This window comes from Streptococcus mitis, assembly GCF_003942865.1.
In the GTDB taxonomy this organism is placed as follows: Bacteria; Bacillota; Bacilli; order Lactobacillales; family Streptococcaceae; genus Streptococcus; species Streptococcus mitis_BI.
In genome coordinates, this window is the sequence record NZ_RJNZ01000008.1 from 36,482 (window position 1) to 58,763 (window position 22,282).

The following is a 22,282-nucleotide window of genomic DNA, read 5'->3' on the forward strand; positions in this document are numbered from 1 at the left end:
TTACGACTTTCTGATAGAATCTTGTGGATAATGCGCACGCGCACCTCCAATTAATTTTGGACGACTAGCAAGAGCCGTTACATGGGCATGCCCAATTTCTCTCAAAAGAGGGCGAATCGGAACCTGAACATGCTTGACATGCATGCCAATTGCAGTGTCTCCGATATCCAATCCAGCATGAGCCTTGATAAATTCAACCTCAACTGGATCTTGCATAAACTTGAAGGCTGCCAACTGACCTGAACCTCCTGCATGAAGGGTAGGAAGGACACTGACGATTTCCAGACCAAACTGCTCTGCCACCTGACGTTCAACGACGAGGGCCCGATTGACATGTTCACAACCTTGAACAGCTAGATGAATTCCTTTTTCCTCTAAGATATCTAGGATGGTCTTCACAATGATTTCGCCAATTTCTTGGCTGGATTCCTTGCCAATCTGACCACCTATGACTTCACTAGAAGAAAGGCCCAAAACAAAGATAGATCCTTGCTTCAAATTGGCCTTTTCCAACACATCTTCTACAATCTGGCTTGTTTCTCTTTGAATGTCTTTTTCCTTCATACTTGATACCTCTTTTGTCATTATCTATCATATCGTTTTTTCTTATTTTTAGCAAGATAGACAACCTAGAAAGCTTACCCAATTACGCATAAAACTCCCAGAATTGACTGGGAGTTAACTAGTTTCTATTCTATTTATGTATATTTCAACTGTCGTCCCTTTTGAGGGGACAGAATCGATCTTCATCTGGTAATCTTCTCCAAAATGAAGTTTGAGCCGTTGGTCAACGTTTTGAAGACCAACTCCCCCACGTTTGAGTTGACTTTGACTACTATCGCCAGCATCTTGGAAGCCCACTCCATCATCCTCAATACGGATGACCAAGCCCGAATCCTGTTTCTGAACAGAAACTCTAATATGTCCCTGACCTTCCTTTTCCTTAATGCCATGGTAAAGGGCATTCTCTACAAGAGGTTGTAGGACCAGCTTAGGCAAGACTAGCTTATCAAAGGCAGGATTTTCATCAATCTCATATTCCAGCTTATCTCCATAGCGTTGTTTCTGGATAAAGAGATACTGGCGGACATGATTGATTTCGTCAGAGAGGCAAATCAAATCTTTACCCTGATTGAGCGCCAAGCGGAAGTAGGTAGCCAAGGACTTGGTCACTTGAACCACTCTCTGACTGTCCTGAAATTCTGCCATCCAGATGATGGTGTCCAAGGTGTTATAGAGGAAATGCGGATTAATCTGACTCGACAGTGCTTGAAGTTGATATTGACGAGTCGTTTCTTCCTGCCTGCGAATATCCGCCATCAGCTGATCAATCTGATCCAACATGGCATTAAATTGGCGAGTCACTTCTCTCAGTTCATAAGCACCAGCTTCCTTGGCACGAAGGTTCTGATTACCAGAAGCAATCTCCAGCATGGTTTCTCTCAAGTCATTCAGAGGAGCAATCCAGCGTTTAAGACTAAGCCACACCAAGCAGAGACAGGCAAGAAGAGATGTGACACTGGCTCCAAGCAAGGTCCACATGAGTTGACTCCGAACCTGATCTAACTTCTCCAACGAAGACACACCAAGCACCGTCCAATCAGTTCCTGCTATCTTTTCCTGACTGACGTAGGATTTGTGATCTGGAGTATAGCCCTGCCCTGTCTCAATATAGGGTTTCATGGCCTCCATTTCGCTAGACGAACTATAAACTGTGTGTTGAGGATGATAAACAAATTCATGGTTTTCATTGATGATAAAGGCAAAGCCCTGCTGACCCAACTGAAGTTGGTTAAGATAGGCTTCCAGAGTTTCATAAGAAATATCCAAACGAAGCACGCCCAGATTAGCTCCCTTTGCATCAACAAGTTCTTGAGTGACAGAAATGACCCACTGACTATCTGATTTACGAGCTGGTGTCAAAACAGGCTTAGCTCCCTGATGAATGGCCTTTTGGTACCAATCCTCAGCCATCATATCAGAGGAAGTTTTCATCTGTACACTGTCATCTGTAGAAATGACTTGACCGGATTTAGTCACCAGCACAACAGTTTTCAAGTCCTGGTCTGCCTTCAAGATAGTCAAAAATAGATCTCGAATTCCCTTGACCTTGTCTTGACTTGGATTCTCAGCATAGGTCAGAACATCTGCCTGCTGGGTCAAACTAGTCGAGGTGGTTTCTAATTTTTTGATATAAGACTGAATAAAGTGGCTAGTTTGGCTAATTGTCGTTTGGCTATTGCCCTCAATGCTAGCCTCAATGGCTGATGAACTAGATTGATAGTAGAAAGTCCCAACTACAGCTAGGAGAATGAGAAAGACCAGAAAGATGGAAATAACCATTCTGACTAGGAGAGAAGAACGCTTCATTGGCCTTCTCCCTTCTTAAACTGACGAGGTGTCACACCCGCAATCTGCTTAAAGCGTTGGGTAAAGTAGTTCATATCTTCAAAGCCAACCTTTTCTGCTATCTCATAAATCTTTAAATCTGTGGTCAGAAGCAAGAGCTTAGCTTGTTTGACACGCTCTCTCACCAGGTAATCCTGAAAAGGCAGACCCAACTCTTTCTTAATCAAAGAACTCAGATAAGTCGGACTAAAGCCCAAGTCACTGGCCAAAGCCTTTAAACTAAACTGGCTATCAGCCAGATGGGACTGGATTTTCTGGGCCATATTTCCCTCAAACTTATCGATCAATAAATCTTGTAATTGCTCTTCCTTCTCTTCCTTGTCCAACTTCTGCTTGATTTTCCCCAGCATTTCCTCAATATCCTGACGAGAAAAGGGTTTGAGTAGGTAGTCATCCACACCTAGTTTGACGGCAGACAAGGCATAATCAAAATCATCGTAGCCTGTCAAAAAAACTAGATGAACCTGAGGATAGGTTTCTCGGACCAGACTGGCCAACTGGATGCCATTTAGCTGAGGCATGTTGATATCGGTTAAAATGATATCTGGCACCTGCTTTTGTATCAATTCCCAAGCCTGTCTTCCATTTTCAGCCTGACCGATAATTTCCATATCGTAGGCCGCTACATTGACCAGCTTGGTCAAGCCTTGTCTTACCAGATATTCATCTTCTACGATTAAGATTGTGTAGGTCATGCTTCTCTCCTTTGTCACTTACTAGTATCAGTATAGCAAAATTCTCCTCTAACTGCTTAGGAAAGCCCTCTTAATCAACATAATCTAGTAAATAAGCGTATCCTTTTTCTTCCATTTGGTCTTTGGGAATAAAGCGAATAGAGAGACTATTAATACAGTAGCGCAAACCACCCTTGTCCTGTGGTCCGTCCGTAAAGACATGGCCAAGGTGAGAATCTCCAACTCGGCTCCGTACTTCCATGCGTGTCATATTGTAGGACTTATCTTCCTTGTAGGTGGCAACATCTGGGCTGATGGGTTGAGTGAAACTAGGCCATCCGCAACCAGACTCAAACTTGTCCTTTGATGAAAATAGGGGTTCGCCAGTTGCCACATCCACATAGATACCAGATTCAAATTTATCCCAGTAGCGGTTTGAGAAAGCTCGTTCTGTTTGATTTTTCTGGGTAACTGCATACTCCTCAGGTGACAAGTTCTTTTTCAATTCTTCATCACTTGGTTTAGGATATTTGCTAGCATCGATGACAGGATAGGCTGCCTGATTGACATTGATATGGCAGTAGCCATTTGGATTTTTCTTGAGATAGTCTTGGTGGTAATCCTCTGCCACTACAAAATTCTTCAAGGTTTCCTTTTCAACTGCCAAAGGTTGATCGTATTTCTTAGCCACCTCATCAAAGACTTGGTTAATCACCTCTAAATCCTTGTCATCTGTGTAATAAACACCAGTACGGTACTGGGTTCCTACATCATTTCCTTGTTTATTTTTGCTGGTTGGATTGATAATGCGGAAATAATGAAGCAGGATTTCTTTGAGGGAAATTTGATTAGCATCATAGGTGACATGGACAGTCTCTGCATGACCTGTTTGGTTAATCAATTCGTACTTAGTTGTTTCCCCTCTACCATTTGCATAACCTGATACGGCATCTGTCACACCGGGAACGCGTGAGAAGTATTCCTCAACTCCCCAGAAACATCCCCCAGCTAGATAAATTTCGTGCAAGTCTGCATCTTTACTAATTTCTGTTTTTTTCACTGTTTTTCCTCCTTGGCTAACTGATGCCTTCTCAATTTGCGAGCTATCTGTCTGCCCTGCATTTCGCATCAATAGAAAATAGAAACCGGTTATGGCTAGGAAAAAGATTCCTGCCAAGACAAACAATTTTACTTTATCATTCATGATCTTTCTCTACCCCATTTCTTTCAATGTTTTTAAAATCATATCCTTATCCATAAAACCAGGTTGCGTTTTGACCAGCTTTCCTTCCTTGTCTATAAAGGCTTGAGTTGGGTAAGAACGGACACCATAACTTTCCAAAAGTTTGCCTGACGGGTCAATTAGAACTGGGAAATTTTTATAATCCAAGCCCTTGTACCAGTTCTTAAAGTCTGCTTCTGCTTGTTCCCCCTTGTGTCCAGGAGACACCACTGTCAAGACCACATAGTCATCACCAGCATCCTTAGCGATTTCATCCGTATCTGGAAGACTGGCCAGACAGATGGAACACCAAGAAGCCCAGAATTTGAGATAGACTTTCTTGCCCTTGTAATCAGACAAGCGGTAAGTCTTGCCATCTACTCCCGTCAGTTCGAAATCAGCAACCGCCTGACCTTTAGTAGCAGTTTGTGAACTGACTTGTTCTGTTGTTGTTTGCTCCTTCATAGTAGATTCGTCTGACATATTTTTAGCCGAACAGGCTGCCAAGCAACAGATTGAGCCTACTCCAAGGAGACATGTTTGCCATTTTTTCATTTCTTTTTCCTCTCTATTCAAATAATGTAGTCAAAATGGAAGCATTTCCCAAAAGCACCAAGATTCCCATCACGATAATGAGGAAACCACCCACTTTTTTGAGGGTCCCTAGATAGGGATGAAGTTTTCGGAAATGTTTCAAAACATAGCTGGAGGCAAGAGCTAGAACCAAAAATGGTAGTGCTAGACCCAGCGTGTAAATCAACATGAGGCCAGCTCCCTGCCAAGCACCTGAGCCACCTGAAGCCGCTAAGGCTAAAACAGAGCCCAGAACCGGTCCCACACATGGCGTCCAAGCAAAACTAAAGGTCAATCCCAGTAAAAATGCCTGACTATAGCCGTTACCCTTTTGCCCCTGTCTCTGTAGTTGTAGCCTTCTTTCCTTGTAGAGTCCCTTCAAATGTAAGACTTCCATCTGGTGCAAGCCCAAGAGAATGATAACCACACCCGTCACATACTGAAACCAAGAGGCATACAAAAGGTCTCCTAAAAAACCAGCACCATAGCCTAGTAAGATAAAAACAAAGGAAATCCCTACTATAAAGGCCAAAGTTCTCAATAGACTAACAAGTGAGATTGAATATTTTCCACTAGAAGCCTGAGCACCATCTTTGTCATCCAACAAGACCCCTGCATAAACCGGTAACAAGGGTAAGATACAAGGAGAAAAGAAGGAAAGAATTCCAGCAAGAAACACACTGATAAAAAAGATTATATTATCCATTGCCTTCCTCCATTCTTTGATTTGATAGGATTATTATAGCCCCAAAATTCCAGAAAAAACAGGGACAATGATAGGGAAAAATAGGAATTTAATCAGGTTATGTAAAAAATATTGCAAAAAAAGCCAGACACAGTCTGACTTTGATGGAAACAGAAAAGAAATTTCACTAGTCTTCCCTACTTATCTGGTAATAAATAAGGTCCGAAAGATAGCCTTTTCTCTCTACACCATTGGTAATAGTCTTTAGATAAGACATTCCAGCCTTCTCCATGACACGACCTGAAGCTGGATTGAGACTGGCATATCGAGCTCTAACTTTTTGAAAACCTGCTTGAGTAAAACAAAAGTCCAAGACAGCTTTAAAGGCTTCTGTCATCATCCCATGTCCCCAGTAAACCTTGCCTAGCACATAGCCAATTTCACAAGAAGAATCGTTCTCATCTATTGCAACGATGCTGATATCTCCTATCACCTGTTCCGGGTTTTCTTTGAGACAAATGGCCCATTTGTAATAGTTGAGATTAGCATAGGAGGCAATCCAATTACGAATAGAGTTTCGAGTCACATCGACATCAGGATGAGGATCCCAAGTGACATAGGTCAGATTCTCAGCGGATGAAGCCCAATTTTGAAACATAGCATCCGCGTCACTCTCCACAAATCTTCTCAAGATCAGATGATTTGTCTGTAATATTTGCGTACCGATTGCTTTCATGATACTACCTCACTTTCTGATAGATGATTCTCTGTCCAATCTCCATTGAAACTTGTTTTACTTTGGAATCTCAAGGTAATAAGCTAAAAAGGTCCACCGGACCTTCTCTCACTTTCTTATTTCAAGGTGAGAGGCTGAAAACCTCCAGTGGAGGTTTTTCTTGCTTTTTAATTTCAGGGCAAGAAGCTAAAAAGGTCCCCCGGACCTTTTTACTCCCAAAAATCATCAAAGACGGTGATGGGTAGGTGGCGTTTATGTTGTCCTTTGTGCCACCAGTTTTCGATAGTCGCTTGAGCTTCTGGGCTGATTGTTTTGCCTTCTAGGTAGTCATCAATCTCTTCATAAGTGACTCCGAGGGCTACTTCGTCAGCTAGACCTGGTTTATCTTCTTCTAGGTCTGCTGTTGGGATTTTTTCATAAAGGGCTGGGTCTGCACCAAGTTCCTTCAAGAGTTGTTTTCCTTGACGTTTATTGAGACGGTAAAGAGGGAGAATATCCGCACCACCATCACCAAACTTGGTAAAGAAACCTGTGATATTTTCCGCAGCATGGTCTGTTCCAATGACCGCTCCGCTATGGGAACCAGCAAGGGCATACTGAGCAATCATACGGCAACGAGCCTTGATATTGCCCTTGTTAAAGTCTGAAACAGAGCTACCTGTCGCTTCAACTGCGGCTGTCATGGCATCAGCTGATTCCTTGATATTCACAACCAAGCTGATATCTGGTTGGATGAAAACAAGAGCTTTTTGAGCATCTGCTTCATCAGCTTGCACTCCATGAGGCAGACGGACAGCGATAAATTTGTAGCTGTTATCGCCCGTTTCAGCTCGCAGTTCTTCCATAGCTAATTGAGCTAAACGTCCTGCTAAAGTCGAGTCCTGCCCTCCAGAAATCCCTAGTACAAAAGTTTTAAGGAAGGGGTGTTTTTTCAAGTATCTTTTTAAGAAATCAATGGAACGACGGATTTCTTCCTGAGCATCAATCACCGGTTTGACACCCAACTCTTGAATAATCGTTTCTTGCAAACTCATTCTTCTTCTCCTTCACCGAGGGCTTCCTTACGCATTTTGTCAATCAAGTCCATCTTGTCTTGCCATACATCACGCGCCAAATCCACTGGATAATGCTGTGGATTAAGCACGCGCTTGTACTCATCCCAAAGCTTGTCAAATTCCTTACGAGCATAATCCTGAATCTCAGTCAAGCTAGGCAGGTTGTAAATCAACTTTCCGTCTTTGAAGATATCCACCAAGAGAGGAACGGCATCAAAATTACGAACGGTCTTCTTGATGTAGGTATAAGTCGGATGGAACATCTTGATTTCTGTCATGTCACTCACATCAACACCATCATAAGTGATGTAGTCACCCTCTGACTTGCCTTTTTCACGACTGGTAATGCGCCACACCTGCTTCTTACCTGGTGTAGACACTTTTTCAGCATTATTTGACAGCTTGATGGTATTGCGCATGTTCCCATTTTCATCTTCGATGGCAACAATCTTATAAACTGCCCCAAGAGCTGGCTGGTCATAGGCTGTAATCAGCTTAGTTCCCACACCCCAGACATCAATCTTGGCCTTTTGCATCTTGAGGTTGAGGATGGTATTTTCGTCCAAATCATTAGAAGCATAAATCTTAGCCTCTGTAAATCCAGCCTCGTCCAGTTGCTGACGGACTTTCTTGGAAATGTAGGCAATATCCCCAGAGTCAATCCGCACACCCATAAAGTTAATCTGATCACCCAGCTCACGCGCCACCTGAATGGCAGCTGGCACACCGATGCGAAGAGTGTCGTAGGTATCCACAAGAAAGACGCAATTTTTGTGGGTCGCAGCATAAGCCTTGAAAGCTTCATAATCGTTACCATAAACCTGTACCAAGGCGTGGGCATGGGTCCCCAAAACAGGAATGTCAAAGAGTTTACCCGCACGCACGTTGCTGGTTCCATTGGCACCACCAATCACCGCTGCGCGTGTTCCCCAGATGGCCGCATCCATCTCTTGAGCCCGACGTGTCCCAAACTCCATCAAGGGTTCATCTTCTATAACCGAACGAATACGAGCTGCCTTTGTCGCCACCAAGGTCTGGTAGTTAACGATGTTCAAAAGAGCCGTTTCGACCAACTGACATTGGGCTAGAGGGCCTTCCACCTGCACAATCGGTTCATTAGCAAAAACCAAATCCCCTTCTTGGGCAGAACGAACGGTCAACTCCAACTTGAAATTGCGGAGATAGTCCAAGAATGCCCCATGATAACCAATCGACTCCAAATAGGCAATATCACTATCTGAAAAACGCAGGTCTTCAAGATAACTCACAATTCTTTCCAAACCTGCAAAAACAGCATAGCCATTCTTAAAAGGCTGTTGGCGGAAATACACCTCAAAAACCGCCTTCTTATTGTGAATCCCTTGGTCAAAGTAAACCTGCATCATGTTGATCTGGTACAAGTCCGTGTGCAATGTCAAACTATCATCTGGATACATACTTTTCCTACTTCCTTAGCTAGAAACCCATGAAAATTTTCAAGAACTTTCATGTATTCCAATAAATTAGTACTATTATATCACATTTTAGCTGGATTGAGAAAAGAGTAACAAGCTATTCTCCACTCTCCAGTTCATCCATGTCTTGTTCAAACTTTTTCTGAGCCCATTCGCCATAGCTCTTCAGACCAAGATTGCCGATAAAAACCCAAGGAAGGTAAATAACATAAGTAATTGCCCAAGCAGACAGGTATTTAACATTCAAAGGATTGTGCTGATAAATTTCTATGTTGAATTGATAATTCTGTAACATCAAAAGAGCCGTAATAGCCAAGGTTAGTAAAAAACAACCCAAAATCGTAAAATGAAAACGACTATAGTAGGTCACTCCCAGATAACGAGCACGATTGAAAAAGAAGAAAATTCCTACTATCAGAGTATAGACTAGAAAATTCGGATTAAAAATAGAGGGAGCTAATACAGCCACCAAATAGCTTAGAAGCACAAGCCCAATGAAGAGGGTAAAGGATTCCGCTCCAGCTTTATTGATTAGTTGTTCTTCTCTTTCGTCAAGTAATTGATAATGAATAAATTTATTTACCATCTTCTTCCTCCCAAAATAGTTGATCTAAGGTTTTCCCTAAACATCTGCAAATGGACTGGCAGAGCGAGAGACTGGGATTGTATTTCCCTGCCTCTATCAAACCAATAGTCTGGCGTGTCACACCAACAGCCTCTGCCAGTTGACCTTGAGTTAAATCAAGCTCAACCCGAGCTAATTTTAATTTTAAATTTTTAGCCACCTGCGTCCTCCTTATAGTTTTAATACTCATCTACTCTTAAAAAATCCAAAACTAACACAAGCTGTCAGCTATTTATTATAACCTCATTAATTAGCACTCCAATATTATCTTCAACCTAAAATCAGTATGTTGGATTGTTTGAAATAAACTTCCTAGTTTACTCTTTTATTTTTGTTTAGTATTAGCTTTAGTAGAATCTTTTAAACGAGTTTTTATTGCTTGTACTTCTTGTTTAGTTTAGTTGGTTTCATATTACTATTATATAATGCTTTTGGAAATGAGTCTAGTATAAGTCAAAAACGTGGTGAACAGCAAGAGAAGGAGCATACCAAGATGACTGATTTTTTGCTGGTTTTAAGTATGCAAAATAATACTAAACGAAACTAAAATGAATACTTCTTGCTTTTCTTGAGAGTGAAAAAGTACAATAAAATGATTGTAGTGATTACCACAAGATACTGACTAATAGACATCGTATTTGAAGCCACAAATACAGGTAAAGAATAAAAAGGAAGAAGTTCAATTGCTTTGATAAACAAATCATTACTAGTATTCATCATAATCGTATTTAATATATTAGGGATAAAGAGTAGTAAAGCAACTAAAATACCAAATATCAAGCCACTTTTCAATTTGTATAAATAGAAAATGTAAGATAATAGAAAATAAAATAGGACTAACAAAATTGTATTGACTACAATAGCTACTATAAAATCTAATCCTAAATCACCTGGAACACCCAATTTACATACGATGACTAGTAGCACAATGCCATTCAAAGCATAAATAATGGAAACTGAGATGGCATATAGAAAATTAGACAAGACGTAAATCATCCGATTTTTCTTTTGATTATAAAATAAACTGATCGTATTGTTAGAAAAATCCCTGCTAATAATTCGGTTAGCATGTATAACAGCCATTAACATACCGAGCATAGCATAAAAATTTGAAATATGCTTAATACCAAGTGATGTCCCTTGAGTCTTTAGAATAAAGAATGTAACCAGTATCGGCGGTATAAACGAGATAATCAATCCGAGATATATTACGCCTGATGAATATAAATCTCTTATATTTTCCTTAAGAAAATTCAATTTATTTAATTTCATGATTATAACCTTCCTTTATTTTGAACGATTTAGATAAATATCTTTAAGCGTCTCTTTTTTAGTTTCAAAATCAACTACTTTAATAGAGTTTTCGTTAAAAAATTTAAAAAGCTCACTACTTTGAATATTCCCAGACATAGTAATTTTCAGTCCCTCTTCCTGAACAATATCCCCAAATTCTTGTTTGGTAAGGAAAATGTCTTTATCTGTAGCTGATGAAAAAGCTATCTCAAACAAGCAATTATGTCTATCTTTTCCTACTTTTTGGAATGTCAAAAGCCCGTTCTCCAAGAAAAGGACCCTCTCACAAATTTCTTCAATATCTTCTAATTTATGACTCGATATTAAAATTCCCACATTTTCATGTAAAGCTAAGTTTTTTAGAACTGCTAAAACTATTTGTGATGATTCAATATCTAAACCATTAGTCGGTTCATCTAAAATCAATATATCAGGTTCCGTAACGAGAGTTAGAAGCAAAGCTAATTTTTGTTTTGTACCTAAAGAATAGGTCTTTACTTTTTTATTAATAGACTGAGTCAAATCTAACTCTTGGATCAAACTTCCAAATCTTTCTTTATTGTAGTCAACACCATATAAATTTGACAAATATTTTAAATTCTCTAAACCTGTTTTAGATAAAAATAATTTTGGTTCTTCGATTAAATACCCAACATTATCACTACTTATAATATTCCCTGAAGTCGGTTGATTATTCTGAACAAGAATTTTCATCAATGTACTCTTGCCAACTCCGTTTCTCCCTACTAGACCAACAATTTCACCCTTGATAAGTGCGAAATTTATATCTTTAAGAATGGTTGAATGACCATAATGCTTACTTACATTTATAACTTCCATTTTTTATTCCTCCATTAATATTCTTGGTTTTCTCTTTGATTCTCATTAATTTTAAAAAGTTGCGCTTCTTTTAAAAATATTATACCATATATCTGACTTAATGCAATATATAAATGTCATTTTGTAATATTTTATTAACAAAAAAACTCTCTATCATCTTACATGATAAAGAGTATTCGTTCTTATTTGATACTTAGCTAAGCTCCTCTTCAAAGGATAGAAGTCTAGGTCACAAATCCTTTTGGTAATAATATCTTTGCCCAATGTAGGGATAGTCTTGTAAAGTAAAGACTTCCTTGTAGCCATGCCTTTTATAAAAATCAGGAGCTTGAAACTGGTAAGTATTGACAAAAGCAAAACGACAGTTTCGATTCTTAGCTTCAGTTTCTGCTTGCTGCAATAGTTTTGAACCGATTCCTTGCCCTCGCAGTTCCTCTTTTACAAACAAATACTCAATTTCCAACCAATTTCCAAAAGTCTCTGCTATCAAACCTGCCAGGAGATTGCCCTTTTCATCTTCGACATAAAGATTAAGTGGCTCACTTTCAGCTTCTTCTCTTTTTGAACGGTTATAAAGACGAATCAGATTCCCTATTTCTTGTGATTTATGGGATTCCTTATTTTCCAATCTAAAGTACATCTAAACCTCCTTAAACACTGTTACAGCTTGATTATAGTCTTATTTCAATAGACTGTCAAACTAGCAAAAACTCACCAACCTGAGTTGATGAGTCCTTATACTCTTCGAAAATCAAATTCAAACCACGTCAGCTTCACCTTGCCGTACTCAAGTACAGCCTGCGGCTAGCTTCCTAGTTTGCTCTTTGATTTTCATTAAGTATTAATTTATTTTCTAAATTTCCACTGGCTATAAATCCCGAAACCGATAATCCAGATAGCTGAACCGATTGCTCCTACAAATGTAGACTCTTGTAAAAAGAGAGTTACAAAGACAAAGGCAAAGAAGAGCATGGTTAAGGGATTTAGGAAACGATAATGGGGCATGAGATAGCCGTCCGCCATAAAGTCCTGTGACTTGCGGTATTTAAGGTGAGCCACCATAATCAAGATATAAATGGCGATATAGACACCTGATGATGATGCCGTAATCAAGGCAAAGGCATCGGAAACACCTGGCAAGATGTTAATAAAGGCTGCTAGAGCAATCAAGATTGCTGAGGCAATGATGGCATTTTGTGGCACGTTGTGGCGAGAGAGAGTATCTGCCTTAATTGCTTTTAGGAAGCGATTTGGCGAATCATGGGCAATCTGATACAAATGACGACCTGTTGAGTATAGAGTTGAGTTAAGAGCAGATGCCGCTGATGTCAAAACGACGAAGTTAATCAAGGCTGCCGCCCACTTGACTCCTGCCAATTCAAACACTGTAACAAAGGGAGAATCAGCCGATGCAAGTTCACGCCACGGTATAATAGCCATAATGGCTAAGAGAGCACCTCCATAGAAAAAGGCGATACGCAAGGGAATTTCCTTAACGGCTTTTGGCAAGACCTGACGTGGATTTTTGGTTTCTGAAGTTGTTACCCCGATAAACTCAATCATGAGGTAGGCAAAGAAAACCATCTGGAAGGCCATGACAAAGTTCACTCCACCATTAGGGAAGAGGGAGAAATTATCGGCGATATTAGCCAAACTTGCTACTCCATGAGGTGTCTTAAAGCCTGTCAAGACCATAAAGACTCCTGTGGCAATCATAGCTAAAATAGCCACAATCTTGACCATAGCAAACCAAAACTCAACTTCCCCAAAGAGCTTCACCGCAATCAGATTGACCAAGGCTAGAATGGTCAAAAATCCAATCTCAATCATCCAACTTGGCCAGCTAGGAAACCAGAACTGAACATAGTGAGAGATAGCAGTGATTTCCGCCATACCGATAAAGACAACGGATAGCCAGTAAGACCAAACCGAGAAATAACCCCAGCCCTTACCCAAATGGCGCGTGATAAAGTTGATAAAGGTATGTTGCTCAGGGTCTTGGTAGAGCATTTCCCCAACTGCACGCATCATTAGGAACATGAAGGCCCCCGTAATCATATAAATTAGTACAATAGAAGGACCTGTTAGGCTGATAGATCGACCTGCTCCCAAAAAGAGTCCTGTTCCGATTGTTCCCGCAATGGCCATAACCTGCACGTGACGATTGGTCAGACCACGCTCCATCTTATTTTTTTTCTTCTTTGAACTCATAACGTCTCCAATTCAATTTAAAATGGAAAAAGGAGTGAGTGAAGCGCACTGCCTCCCCACTCCTTTTTTCTATTTTTAGGCTGTTTTTTCAACCTTCAAGATTTTTACATCATAGCTACCAACAGGTGTTTCAATGGTTGCTGTATCACCTGTTTTCTTACCAATCAAGGCTTGTCCAATTGGGCTTTCATTTGAAACTTTACCCGCAAAGGCATCTGCACCGGCTGAACCTACGATAATATAAACTTCTTCTTCGTCCTCACCAATTTCTTGGATAGTGACTGTTTTTCCAATCGCCACTTCATCATCGGCAACTGAGTCGCTATTGACGATTTCAGCATAACGGATTTTTGTTTCCAAGCTAGAGATTTGTCCTTCGACAAAAGCTTGTTCGTCCTTAGCTGCTTCATATTCACTGTTTTCAGAAAGGTCACCGTATGAACGGGCAATCTTAATGCGTTCTACCACTTCTGGTCGGCGGACCAATTTCAATTCTTCTAATTCTTTTTCAAGTTTTTCCTTTTCCGCTAGGGTCATAGGATATGTTTTTTCTGCCATTTTTCTCAACTTTCTTATTTAACTTTTAAAGCAAAATTATGTGGCGAACCACATAATTTTAGTTTGCACTGCTTGATTGGGATAATTTGCTGTTGATATGCTGTGCAACATTTTGATCATGTTCATCTTTAGTTGTTGCAAAGTAAACTTTTCCATCTTCAACATTGGCTACAAAGTACAAATATTCACTCTTTGTTTGGTTAACACTTGCTTCAATAGCATCAAGACTTGGACTATCAACTGGCCCAGGCATAAGACCTAAACGAGTATAGACGTTAAAAGGTGAATCAATATTTGTATCAATTCCAGCATCATCTGCTAAACTAATTTTCTGACCAAGTTTTCCTTGAGCATATAAAATCGCAATATTGCTTTGAAGTGGCATACCAAGGTTCAAACGGTTATAGAAGACACCAGCAATTTTTTTGCGATCTTCTGTCTGAGCACCTTCTTTTTCCACAAGGGATGCAATCGTCAACAATTCATTAACAGTCAAATTCTTGTCTTTAATCGCACTATAATGGTTTGATAAGGCCTTATCCATAGCAGACAGCATCTCATCAATCAAACTTTCAATAGTTGTACTTTCCTTGATAGAGTAGGTTGCTGGGAAAAGATATCCCTCCAAACGATAACGAACACCCGACTCTTTTGTTGGCAAGCTTCCAAGCAAGTTTGGATACTTAGCTACCTCTTGAGCAATAAAGGTTTCATCTTGAACTTTTGTCAAGAAGGCATCTGCCGTAAGAGCTTCCTTAAAATTACCTTCAAGTTGTCCCACTGCTTGTGCGATTTGATCAATCGTATAACCTTCTGGAATTGTCAAGTTCGCAAGAGATGGGGCCTGAGGTTCAGGTGTACCACCTTTTTGCAATTCTTTAATCAAATCATCCGTACTCATACTCTTCATCAAATTATAGTATCCTGATTTGAAATCAGAGTAATTTTTGTACTTAGCATACAAGCTGAAGATAATTCCATGTTTGACCAAACCAGATTTTTCCAAAGCATTCCCAATTTCTTGGACATTAGAACCTTCTGGAATTTGAACAGTAACATATTCCTTAGAATTCGCATCAATAGGTTTAAATGAATCTTGAATATAGACATAGCCAAAATAGCCACCAAGAGCAACAACTACCAAGAATAACAGGAAGCCAACAAGACATCCTTTCCCTTTTGGCTTCTTCTTAGCAGTTGATTTTGTAGCTTCGCGACGACTACGTCTCGGAGCACTAGCTAGGCTGTCTGTTAATTCAGCTGACTCAGATAGCTCATTATCCTGTGCAGGAGTACTAACTTCTTTCTGCTGTTTACTTGTTTTATACGACACCGCAACCTTTGTTGGAATCTCGTTAAATTCTTTTTCTTCGTTAAGCTTTACAGGTTCTACTTTCGGTTGAACTGGTTCAAAAATAGGTTCTACAGGTTCAACTACAGGCTCAGTAGCCGCTTCAATTTTAGATTCTGCAACTTCTTCATTTGCTGCAATTTCATCCGAAATATCATTTGAACGTGACGGAACACTAGGAGCGTTCTTTAATATTTGATCCACAACAGAGAGAGAATTAGCCATCAACTCTTCTGCTGAAGGTTCGTTGTCCTGAGTTGAAGGAACTACTGAATTTTCTGGAGACGAAGGAGTTTCAAAACTTGTAATCTCGTTTTCTTGCTCACTTCTATCTTGTTTTTTTACTCTCTCTAAATCACGTAAAATCTGCTCTTTAAAGCTTAATTTTTCTTCTTTTGGATTTTCACTCAAAAGATTTACCTCCTTGTTGACAGTCCATAATATTATATCTTAAAAACGAAAGAAAAGCAACCTAGCATGCTTTTCTAGCTTATTTTTTAGATTCCCAGATCATATCATACCATGTTTCCCCTGCAAAGGTTGACTGGGACAGGCCTTCATTAACAAATCCTTGTTTTTCATAGTAGGCGATGAGATAGTCATGACAGGTTAGATTAATGCCTTCTCTTTCGTGTTCAAGAGCCAACTCTTTCAAGGCTGTTAGTAATTTCTGACCAAGTCCAAGGCCCTGTGCCTCCTTGGCAATAGAAAGACAGGTCACAGAGATATAGCCACCAGGCTCATGACTATAATCTTCTATCTCTTCTGTAAAAGACTGATCTTGCAGATGGTGGTGTGGTCCAACTGGCCCTTCTATATACCCCATGATTCTGCCTTCTTTTTCTGCAACCAGAAACGAGGTCTGAATTTCTCGCAAATGCGCCTTAAAAACAGAGCGAGGAATGACTTCTTCGATCGAAAAATTTTCTAGTTCAATCTCAACGATACGATCTAAATCTTCTAATCTTGCTTTCCTAATTTCCATTGTGCCTCCTAAAAAAAGAGATTAAACCAAATCATACTAAAAACTTGACTAGCTGCATAAAGCGAATCTGTCTCTTCTTCATCAATAAAACCGTTCATTTCAAAATAGGAAAGCAACTCATCTGGACTCTTCAAACGAATAGCTTTGTAATCCAGCTCAACTGCCACATCTTTCAAAGCCGCAAGAAGAAGCGTTCCCAAGCCCTGTCTCTGATGGTCAGACTCAATGACTAAAGAATGTATTTCTAGACATTTCGGATTGTGTGGGTAAGGACCACCTAGAACATAGCCCAGAAGCTGATTTTCATCCTTAGCTAGAAGAAAGGTATCCGCATACTTACGAATACTTTCTTCTAAAATATGGGAAGGTTGCTGATTTTTAGCTGGAAAAGATAAGGCCTGAAGTGCCTCTATCTCAGTCAAATCAGACTTACTTGCCTGAATGATCTTAATTGGAATTTCCATGAAAACTTCCTATTGAACATTGCTTGTCAAGTCAGACAAGAGACGCTCGAATGAATATTCATAGGTTTGGATATCTCCTGCTCCCATAAAGACATAGACAGCATTGTCATGGTCTAGGAGTGGAGAAACATTTTCAACAGTGATAACTTGGTGTTTCTTATTGATTTTATTGGCTAGGTCTTCTACCTTAACATCACCATGGTCTACTTCACGAGCAGATCCATAAATTTGGGCTAGATAAACAGCATCCGCTTGGTTCAAAGCGTGGGCAAATTCGTCCAACAAGGCAATGGTTCTTGTAAAAGTATGCGGTTGGAAGACTGCAACAATTTCCTTGCTTGGGTATTTCTGACGAGCTGCATCCAAGGTTGCAATGATTTCTGTTGGATGGTGGGCAAAGTCATCGATAATCACCGTGTCATTGACAATTTTCTCAGTGAAACGACGCTTAACACCGGCAAATGTTTTCAAGTGTTCACGCACCAAGTTCAAATCAAATCCTGCTGTGTAAAGAAGACCAATAACAGCTGTCGCATTCATGATATTGTGACGACCAAAGGTTGGAATGTGGAATTGCCCTAATTCTTGACCACGGAAATGAACTGTGAAGGTTGAACCAGTTGTTGAACGAAGAAGATCACTAGCGACAAAGTCATTACCTTCTGCTTCAAAACCATAATAATAAATCGGAGCATCAGACGTAATCTTACGCAATTCAGCATCTTCACCGTAGATAAACAAACCTTTGGTAATTTGTTTAGCATAGTCGTTAAAGGCATTGAAAACATCCTCTAGACTTGTGAAATAGTCTGGATGGTCAAAGTCAATGTTGGTGATAATAGAGTATTCTGGGTGGTAAGGCATGAAGTGACGCTCATATTCGTCAGATTCAAAGACAAAATATTTGGCATTGGCTGAACCACGACCAGTCCCGTCTCCAATCAAGAAGCTAGTATCTGTAATGTGAGACAAGACATGAGATAACATACCTGTCGTTGAAGTTTTTCCATGCGCTCCTGCTACTCCCATGCTAACAAAATCACGCATAAAGCTACCTAGGAACTCATGGTAACGTTTGTAGCTAATGCCATTTTGATCCGCATAAGCAATTTCGACGTTGTTATCTGGACGAAAGGCATTTCCAGCGATAATTTCCATATCACCGTCTAGATTCTTTTCATCAAAAGGAAGAATGGTAATCCCTGCCTGCTCAAGACCACGTTGAGTAAAGTAGTACTTTTCAACATCTGATCCCTGTACCTTATGCCCCATTTGGTGCAACATCAAGGCCAAGGCACTCATCCCTGATCCCTTAATTCCGATAAAATGATATGTCTTTGACATGTTTTCTCCCCTATTCCGTAATTCTTGTCAGATTCAACTCTTGGGCAACCTGACGTTCTTGTTCTTTTTGTTGATTCTTTTTATTGTAGATTTGGCTCTTCTTTAGAAAATCATAGTTGTTTTTCTTTGGGCCTGAAGTTTCTTTTGTCCCAGCTTGAGTCGAAATATTGCTCACTTCTTCCGCCAAAATGTAATGAGACTGGGTCATTTTTTGACTATATTTGACAAATTCACCAGGATTTTCCTTTTGGAAAGGCGCGGTAGGTTGATTGCCCTTTCTAACTAGACTTGGCTGAGAATGGCGTCTTGTAGGAGTGATGTCCTTAGTAAGATAGCTTGCCGAGCGTTTCTTTTTCAAATCCGCACGCGCTTCTTCACGCGCCACCTCCGCATAGCTCTTTCCTTCTTTTTTAACCCCTAACCCAGCCTTCTTAGATTTCTCTACTGGCTTTTCAATCGGTTTTGCTGGTTTTTCTTCAGTAATAGGGCCCCACTCCAGATAATTCTTATCACGGTATTCTCCCTTGATATTACTGATAAAGTCAGATTCATCATAGAGGTCCATAACCGGCATCTCAGTCAACATGATCTCATCATCTGACACCAATGGAAATCGTTCTTCTCTCATTTTCTATTTCCTTTCAACACTTCATTATAGCGTATTGTCTTGATTTTTCAAGTGCTGGCTTCAGAAATTCCCAAAATTTCTCTAATTTCTGCTAGGGTCAGACTACCACGTGACTCTGTGCCGTCCAATACTTGTGACACCAGATGTTTCTTTTGTTCTTGGAGTTCCTGGATTTTTTCTTCAATGGTTCCCTTGGTCACCAAGCGATAAACCTCAACCGTTTCTTCCTGACCCATCCGATGGGCACGGCCAATAGCTTGCGCCTCCACCGCAGGATTCCACCAAAGGTCAACCAAGATCACTGTATCAGCACCTGTCAGGTTCAGACCGACACCACCAGCCTTAAGGGAAATCAGAAAGGCATCTCTTTCCCCTTGGTTAAAGGCTTTGGTCATGTCTTGTCTTTCCTTGGCTGGGGTTGAACCCGTAATTTTAAAGGAAGTCAAGCCCAAGTCTGGCAGTTCTTGTTCAATTTTCTCCAACATTCCCTTGAACTGCGAGAAAATCAAGACACGGTGTCCACCGTCTGCTACCTGTACCAGCAGATCTCGAAGACTATCCAGTTTGCCACTTGCTCCCTGATAATCTTCCATAAAGAGGGCAGGGGTGTCACAGATTTGACGCAAGCGCATCAAACCAGATAAGATTTCCACACGACTTCGCTGAAATTCCTGATCTGACACTTGAGCCAGACGGTCCCGCATCTGTTGCAACTGGGCTAGGTAGATAGCCTTTTGCTGGTCTTCCAGTTCATTCTTATAAACTACTTCAATCAGGTCTGGCAATTCAGTCAGAACTTCTTCTTTCTTGCGTCGCATAACGAAAGGCTTGATAAACTGAGCCACTCGCTCAGCTGGTAATTTCATAAATTCTTTCTTACTTGGCAAAAGTCCTGGCATGACGATTTGGAAAATAGACCACAGCTCACCTAGGTGATTTTCAATAGGAGTTCCTGACAGGGCAAAGACCGACGGCACCACAAACTCTCTCAAGGTCTGGGCAATCTTGGTCTGGGCGTTTTTCATGACCTGGGCCTCATCTAAGAAAAGAAAGTCAAAGGACATCCCCTGATAAAGCTCACTGTCCTGACGGAAGGTGGCATAGCTCGTTACATAGATTTGATGGCTCTCAGCAAGAATCTCTTCACGACTAGCTTTCAAACCATGAACAACAGCCACATCCAACTGTGGGGCAAATTTCTGAAACTCATCTGCCCAGTTGTAGATCAAACCAGATGGAGCTAAAATCAAAACCCGACTTTCTTTTGTCACTTGACTGGTCAAAAAAGCAATGGTCTGCAGGGTTTTACCAAGTCCCATATCATCAGCCAAAATCCCACCAAAACCATAATGATGGAGCATTTGTAGCCAGCCGATTCCCTTTTCCTGATAATCACGCAAGTCAGCCTTAACCTGAGTTGCTTGTCGTGGGAAGTCCTCTGGATGCGTCAAATCCTGGGCCAAATTCTGGAATTCTTGTGAAAAAGAAATGCGGTCTCGCCCTTCAAAAAGATGAGCTAAACTGTAGGCTAAGGATTTCCGAGCTTGTAAGGAGCCATCTTTTAGTTCAAATTGTCCTAGTTCCTGTAGATTTTGGCGAATTTTCTTGGTTTCTTCATCGAAAAAGTAGACTTGGTTAGACGAATCAATGTAAAAATCCTTGTTGGCGACCAAGGCTTGCATGGCTTGGTCAATTTCTTCTTGGGCAATGTCTTGAAAATCAAACTGGATTTCCAAGAGACCTCCCTTAGAAGCAATCTCCACTTGAGGGCTTGCTAGGCTATAAAGCTCTTCTAGCTTATCTGATAGGTCAACATTCCCGAGTTTTTCAAAGACTGGAATGATTTCGTGGAAGAAATGATAAACAGACTCCGCTTTTAAGGCCTGGCGCCAAGATTGAAAGTCCGCTTCAAAACCAGCTGCCAAACAGACTTGGAAAATTCTTTCTTCTAAGTCAGCATCACTCGAAAATGGTAATTCTTCTAGCTCTTGTCGGCTAGATACCTGTCTATTACCATAATCAAACTGAATTTCTAAACGAATCCGATTATCCTCTTCCCTATCAAAGTAAAAAGAGGGCGCAAAGGATTTGATTTGTAAGCGTTCTGGAGCTGAAACGGTGCCCATCTGACTAAAAAGAGTTAAGCAAGAAGCCAACTTATCTCGGTCACTGCTATCAAATTGCAGATATTTCTTTCCATGCTGATCCAAAGGCAGCGCTTTAATTTCCTGGAGAAGACGCGTCTGCTGGTCTGTTAGAAAATAAATCTGTCCTTTATGAAACAGCACAGCTCCCTGATAAAAGACATTGATCCTGGGGCTCTCGCTGATTTCCATTTCAAAATAGTCAGAGTATTCTGTTACTGTAAAGGCAAATAGATTAGCATCCGCATTCATATCCTGAAAGAGCAGGGTTTGGTAACTATCTACTTGATGGTCAAATTGAAAATGGGGCAAGGTCATCAATAAATTCACACCCTGCTCAAAAAAGGTCAGAGGGAAAAAGAGATGCCGACCTTGGTTTTGGAAAAAGAGGTCTGGAGTCAATCCTTCATCCGTTAATCCGCGCAAGAAAGTAATAAGTTCTTGACTGGCCTCATTAAAGGCTTCCCAAGACAGAGACTCCTCATAAGTTTTTCCAATCATATAAGGTTTTCTCTTCTCAACAACTCGTAAAAAGAGAGGAATATCCCGAATGACATAGTATTTTTGACTATTGATTTGCCCGATTCTCAGGGTCCACAAGATATGATTAGTTCCTGCTTCCACTTGTCCCACAGCCGACAACTCATAGGAGCGGTCTGATTTTGGAGATAAGATTCGGTCCAAAAATTTGCCGCCCAAGGTCACCTTGGTTTCAACGGCCTCTTTTTCTTCATGACCTTCTTCCAGACTCTGCAAGATTTCCTGGCCACGCTCATCATTTTTCAGAAAATGCTCCAGCGCCGCCAAATGCACACAGTAGCCCCTCTTTTGGAAAAAATCGCAAGCACAAAAAACCAAATCATCCTCTAGACTATAGCGCAGTTCTTCTTCTGCAACGCGAGCATAGAGCCGATTATTCTTTTCCTTGATGATGTCAACTTTACCAGTTTCATAGAGGGCAACGCCTTCGATACGGACTTTCCCCGGAATCAATTTAGCCATATTTCTACCTTTACCTTATCTTTTTATTA

At 40.6% G+C, this 22,282-nt stretch carries 22 protein-coding genes; all 22 read right to left on the bottom strand.

Annotated elements, in window-relative coordinates; genetic code table 11:
* Complete coding sequence (locus D8845_RS06545; RefSeq protein WP_049521452.1) at positions 1-564, bottom strand: TIGR01440 family protein; 564 nt, start codon at positions 562-564, stop codon at positions 1-3.
* Between the two features lie 114 nt (positions 565-678).
* A complete protein-coding gene (locus tag D8845_RS06550) occupies positions 679-2,370 on the bottom strand; it encodes a cache domain-containing sensor histidine kinase (RefSeq protein WP_125452892.1) in 1,692 nt (563 codons plus the stop codon).
* Positions 2,367-3,104: a response regulator transcription factor gene (locus D8845_RS06555; RefSeq protein ID WP_125452893.1), complete on the bottom strand. Its 738-nt coding sequence runs from the start codon at positions 3,102-3,104 to the stop codon at positions 2,367-2,369. The genes D8845_RS06550 and D8845_RS06555 overlap by 4 nt, the downstream gene beginning before the upstream one ends.
* A gap of 70 nt (positions 3,105-3,174) precedes the next feature.
* Positions 3,175-4,287, bottom strand: a complete 1,113-nt coding sequence (gene msrB, locus D8845_RS06560) for a peptide-methionine (R)-S-oxide reductase MsrB (RefSeq protein WP_125452894.1) — start codon at positions 4,285-4,287, stop codon at positions 3,175-3,177.
* Positions 4,288-4,296: 9 nt separating this feature from the next.
* Positions 4,297-4,860, bottom strand: a complete 564-nt coding sequence (locus tag D8845_RS06565) for a redoxin family protein (RefSeq protein ID WP_125452895.1) — start codon at positions 4,858-4,860, stop codon at positions 4,297-4,299.
* A 13-nt stretch (positions 4,861-4,873) separates the two neighbouring features.
* Positions 4,874-5,584 (bottom strand): thiol-disulfide oxidoreductase-associated membrane protein CcdA2, encoded by a 711-nt coding sequence (ccdA2, locus tag D8845_RS06570; protein WP_125452896.1) that lies wholly within the window; start codon positions 5,582-5,584, stop codon positions 4,874-4,876.
* A 166-nt stretch (positions 5,585-5,750) separates the two neighbouring features.
* A complete protein-coding gene (locus D8845_RS06575; protein ID WP_125452897.1) occupies positions 5,751-6,299 on the bottom strand; it encodes a GNAT family N-acetyltransferase in 549 nt (182 codons plus the stop codon).
* Between the two features lie 209 nt (positions 6,300-6,508).
* Positions 6,509-7,333, bottom strand: coding sequence for an ammonia-dependent NAD(+) synthetase (nadE, locus tag D8845_RS06580; protein ID WP_125452898.1), 825 nt, complete (start codon positions 7,331-7,333; stop codon positions 6,509-6,511).
* Positions 7,330-8,790: a nicotinate phosphoribosyltransferase gene (locus D8845_RS06585; RefSeq protein WP_125452899.1), complete on the bottom strand. Its 1,461-nt coding sequence runs from the start codon at positions 8,788-8,790 to the stop codon at positions 7,330-7,332. The genes nadE and D8845_RS06585 overlap by 4 nt, the downstream gene beginning before the upstream one ends.
* 115 nt (positions 8,791-8,905) lie before the next feature.
* Positions 8,906-9,394, bottom strand: a complete 489-nt coding sequence (locus D8845_RS06590) for a DUF6773 family protein (RefSeq protein WP_070842509.1) — start codon at positions 9,392-9,394, stop codon at positions 8,906-8,908.
* Complete coding sequence (locus tag D8845_RS06595) at positions 9,384-9,593, bottom strand: helix-turn-helix transcriptional regulator (RefSeq protein WP_001107500.1); 210 nt, start codon at positions 9,591-9,593, stop codon at positions 9,384-9,386. Before D8845_RS06595 ends, D8845_RS06590 begins: the two co-directional genes overlap by 11 nt.
* Positions 9,594-9,976: 383 nt before the next feature.
* Positions 9,977-10,705, bottom strand: a complete 729-nt coding sequence (locus tag D8845_RS06600) for an ABC transporter permease (protein WP_049543346.1) — start codon at positions 10,703-10,705, stop codon at positions 9,977-9,979.
* 15 nt (positions 10,706-10,720) lie between these two features.
* Positions 10,721-11,566 (bottom strand): ABC transporter ATP-binding protein, encoded by an 846-nt coding sequence (locus tag D8845_RS06605; RefSeq protein ID WP_125452900.1) that lies wholly within the window; start codon positions 11,564-11,566, stop codon positions 10,721-10,723.
* 229 nt (positions 11,567-11,795) lie between these two features.
* Positions 11,796-12,206: a GNAT family N-acetyltransferase gene (locus D8845_RS06610; RefSeq protein WP_094753649.1), complete on the bottom strand. Its 411-nt coding sequence runs from the start codon at positions 12,204-12,206 to the stop codon at positions 11,796-11,798.
* Between the two features lie 206 nt (positions 12,207-12,412).
* Positions 12,413-13,777 carry an amino acid permease gene (locus tag D8845_RS06620; protein ID WP_060627822.1) on the bottom strand — a complete coding sequence of 455 codons (1,365 nt, stop codon included), beginning with the start codon at positions 13,775-13,777 and terminating at the stop codon, positions 12,413-12,415.
* A gap of 75 nt (positions 13,778-13,852) precedes the next feature.
* Positions 13,853-14,335, bottom strand: coding sequence for a transcription elongation factor GreA (gene greA, locus D8845_RS06625; protein WP_000818748.1), 483 nt, complete (start codon positions 14,333-14,335; stop codon positions 13,853-13,855).
* A gap of 58 nt (positions 14,336-14,393) precedes the next feature.
* Complete coding sequence (gene mltG, locus D8845_RS06630; protein ID WP_125452901.1) at positions 14,394-16,097, bottom strand: endolytic transglycosylase MltG; 1,704 nt, start codon at positions 16,095-16,097, stop codon at positions 14,394-14,396.
* Between the two features lie 79 nt (positions 16,098-16,176).
* A complete protein-coding gene (locus tag D8845_RS06635) occupies positions 16,177-16,671 on the bottom strand; it encodes a GNAT family N-acetyltransferase (protein WP_125452902.1) in 495 nt (164 codons plus the stop codon).
* 8 nt (positions 16,672-16,679) lie between these two features.
* Positions 16,680-17,135: a GNAT family N-acetyltransferase gene (locus D8845_RS06640; RefSeq protein ID WP_125452903.1), complete on the bottom strand. Its 456-nt coding sequence runs from the start codon at positions 17,133-17,135 to the stop codon at positions 16,680-16,682.
* A gap of 9 nt (positions 17,136-17,144) precedes the next feature.
* Positions 17,145-18,479, bottom strand: a complete 1,335-nt coding sequence (gene murC / locus D8845_RS06645; protein ID WP_125452904.1) for a UDP-N-acetylmuramate--L-alanine ligase — start codon at positions 18,477-18,479, stop codon at positions 17,145-17,147.
* A gap of 10 nt (positions 18,480-18,489) precedes the next feature.
* The gene (locus D8845_RS06650; protein ID WP_125452905.1) at positions 18,490-19,107 is read right to left on the bottom strand and encodes a cystathionine gamma-synthase; all 618 of its coding nucleotides are present in this window, start codon (positions 19,105-19,107) and stop codon (positions 18,490-18,492) included.
* A gap of 47 nt (positions 19,108-19,154) precedes the next feature.
* Positions 19,155-22,253 carry a DEAD/DEAH box helicase gene (locus tag D8845_RS06655; RefSeq protein ID WP_125452906.1) on the bottom strand — a complete coding sequence of 1,033 codons (3,099 nt, stop codon included), beginning with the start codon at positions 22,251-22,253 and terminating at the stop codon, positions 19,155-19,157.
* Between the last annotated feature and the right edge of the window lie 29 nt (positions 22,254-22,282).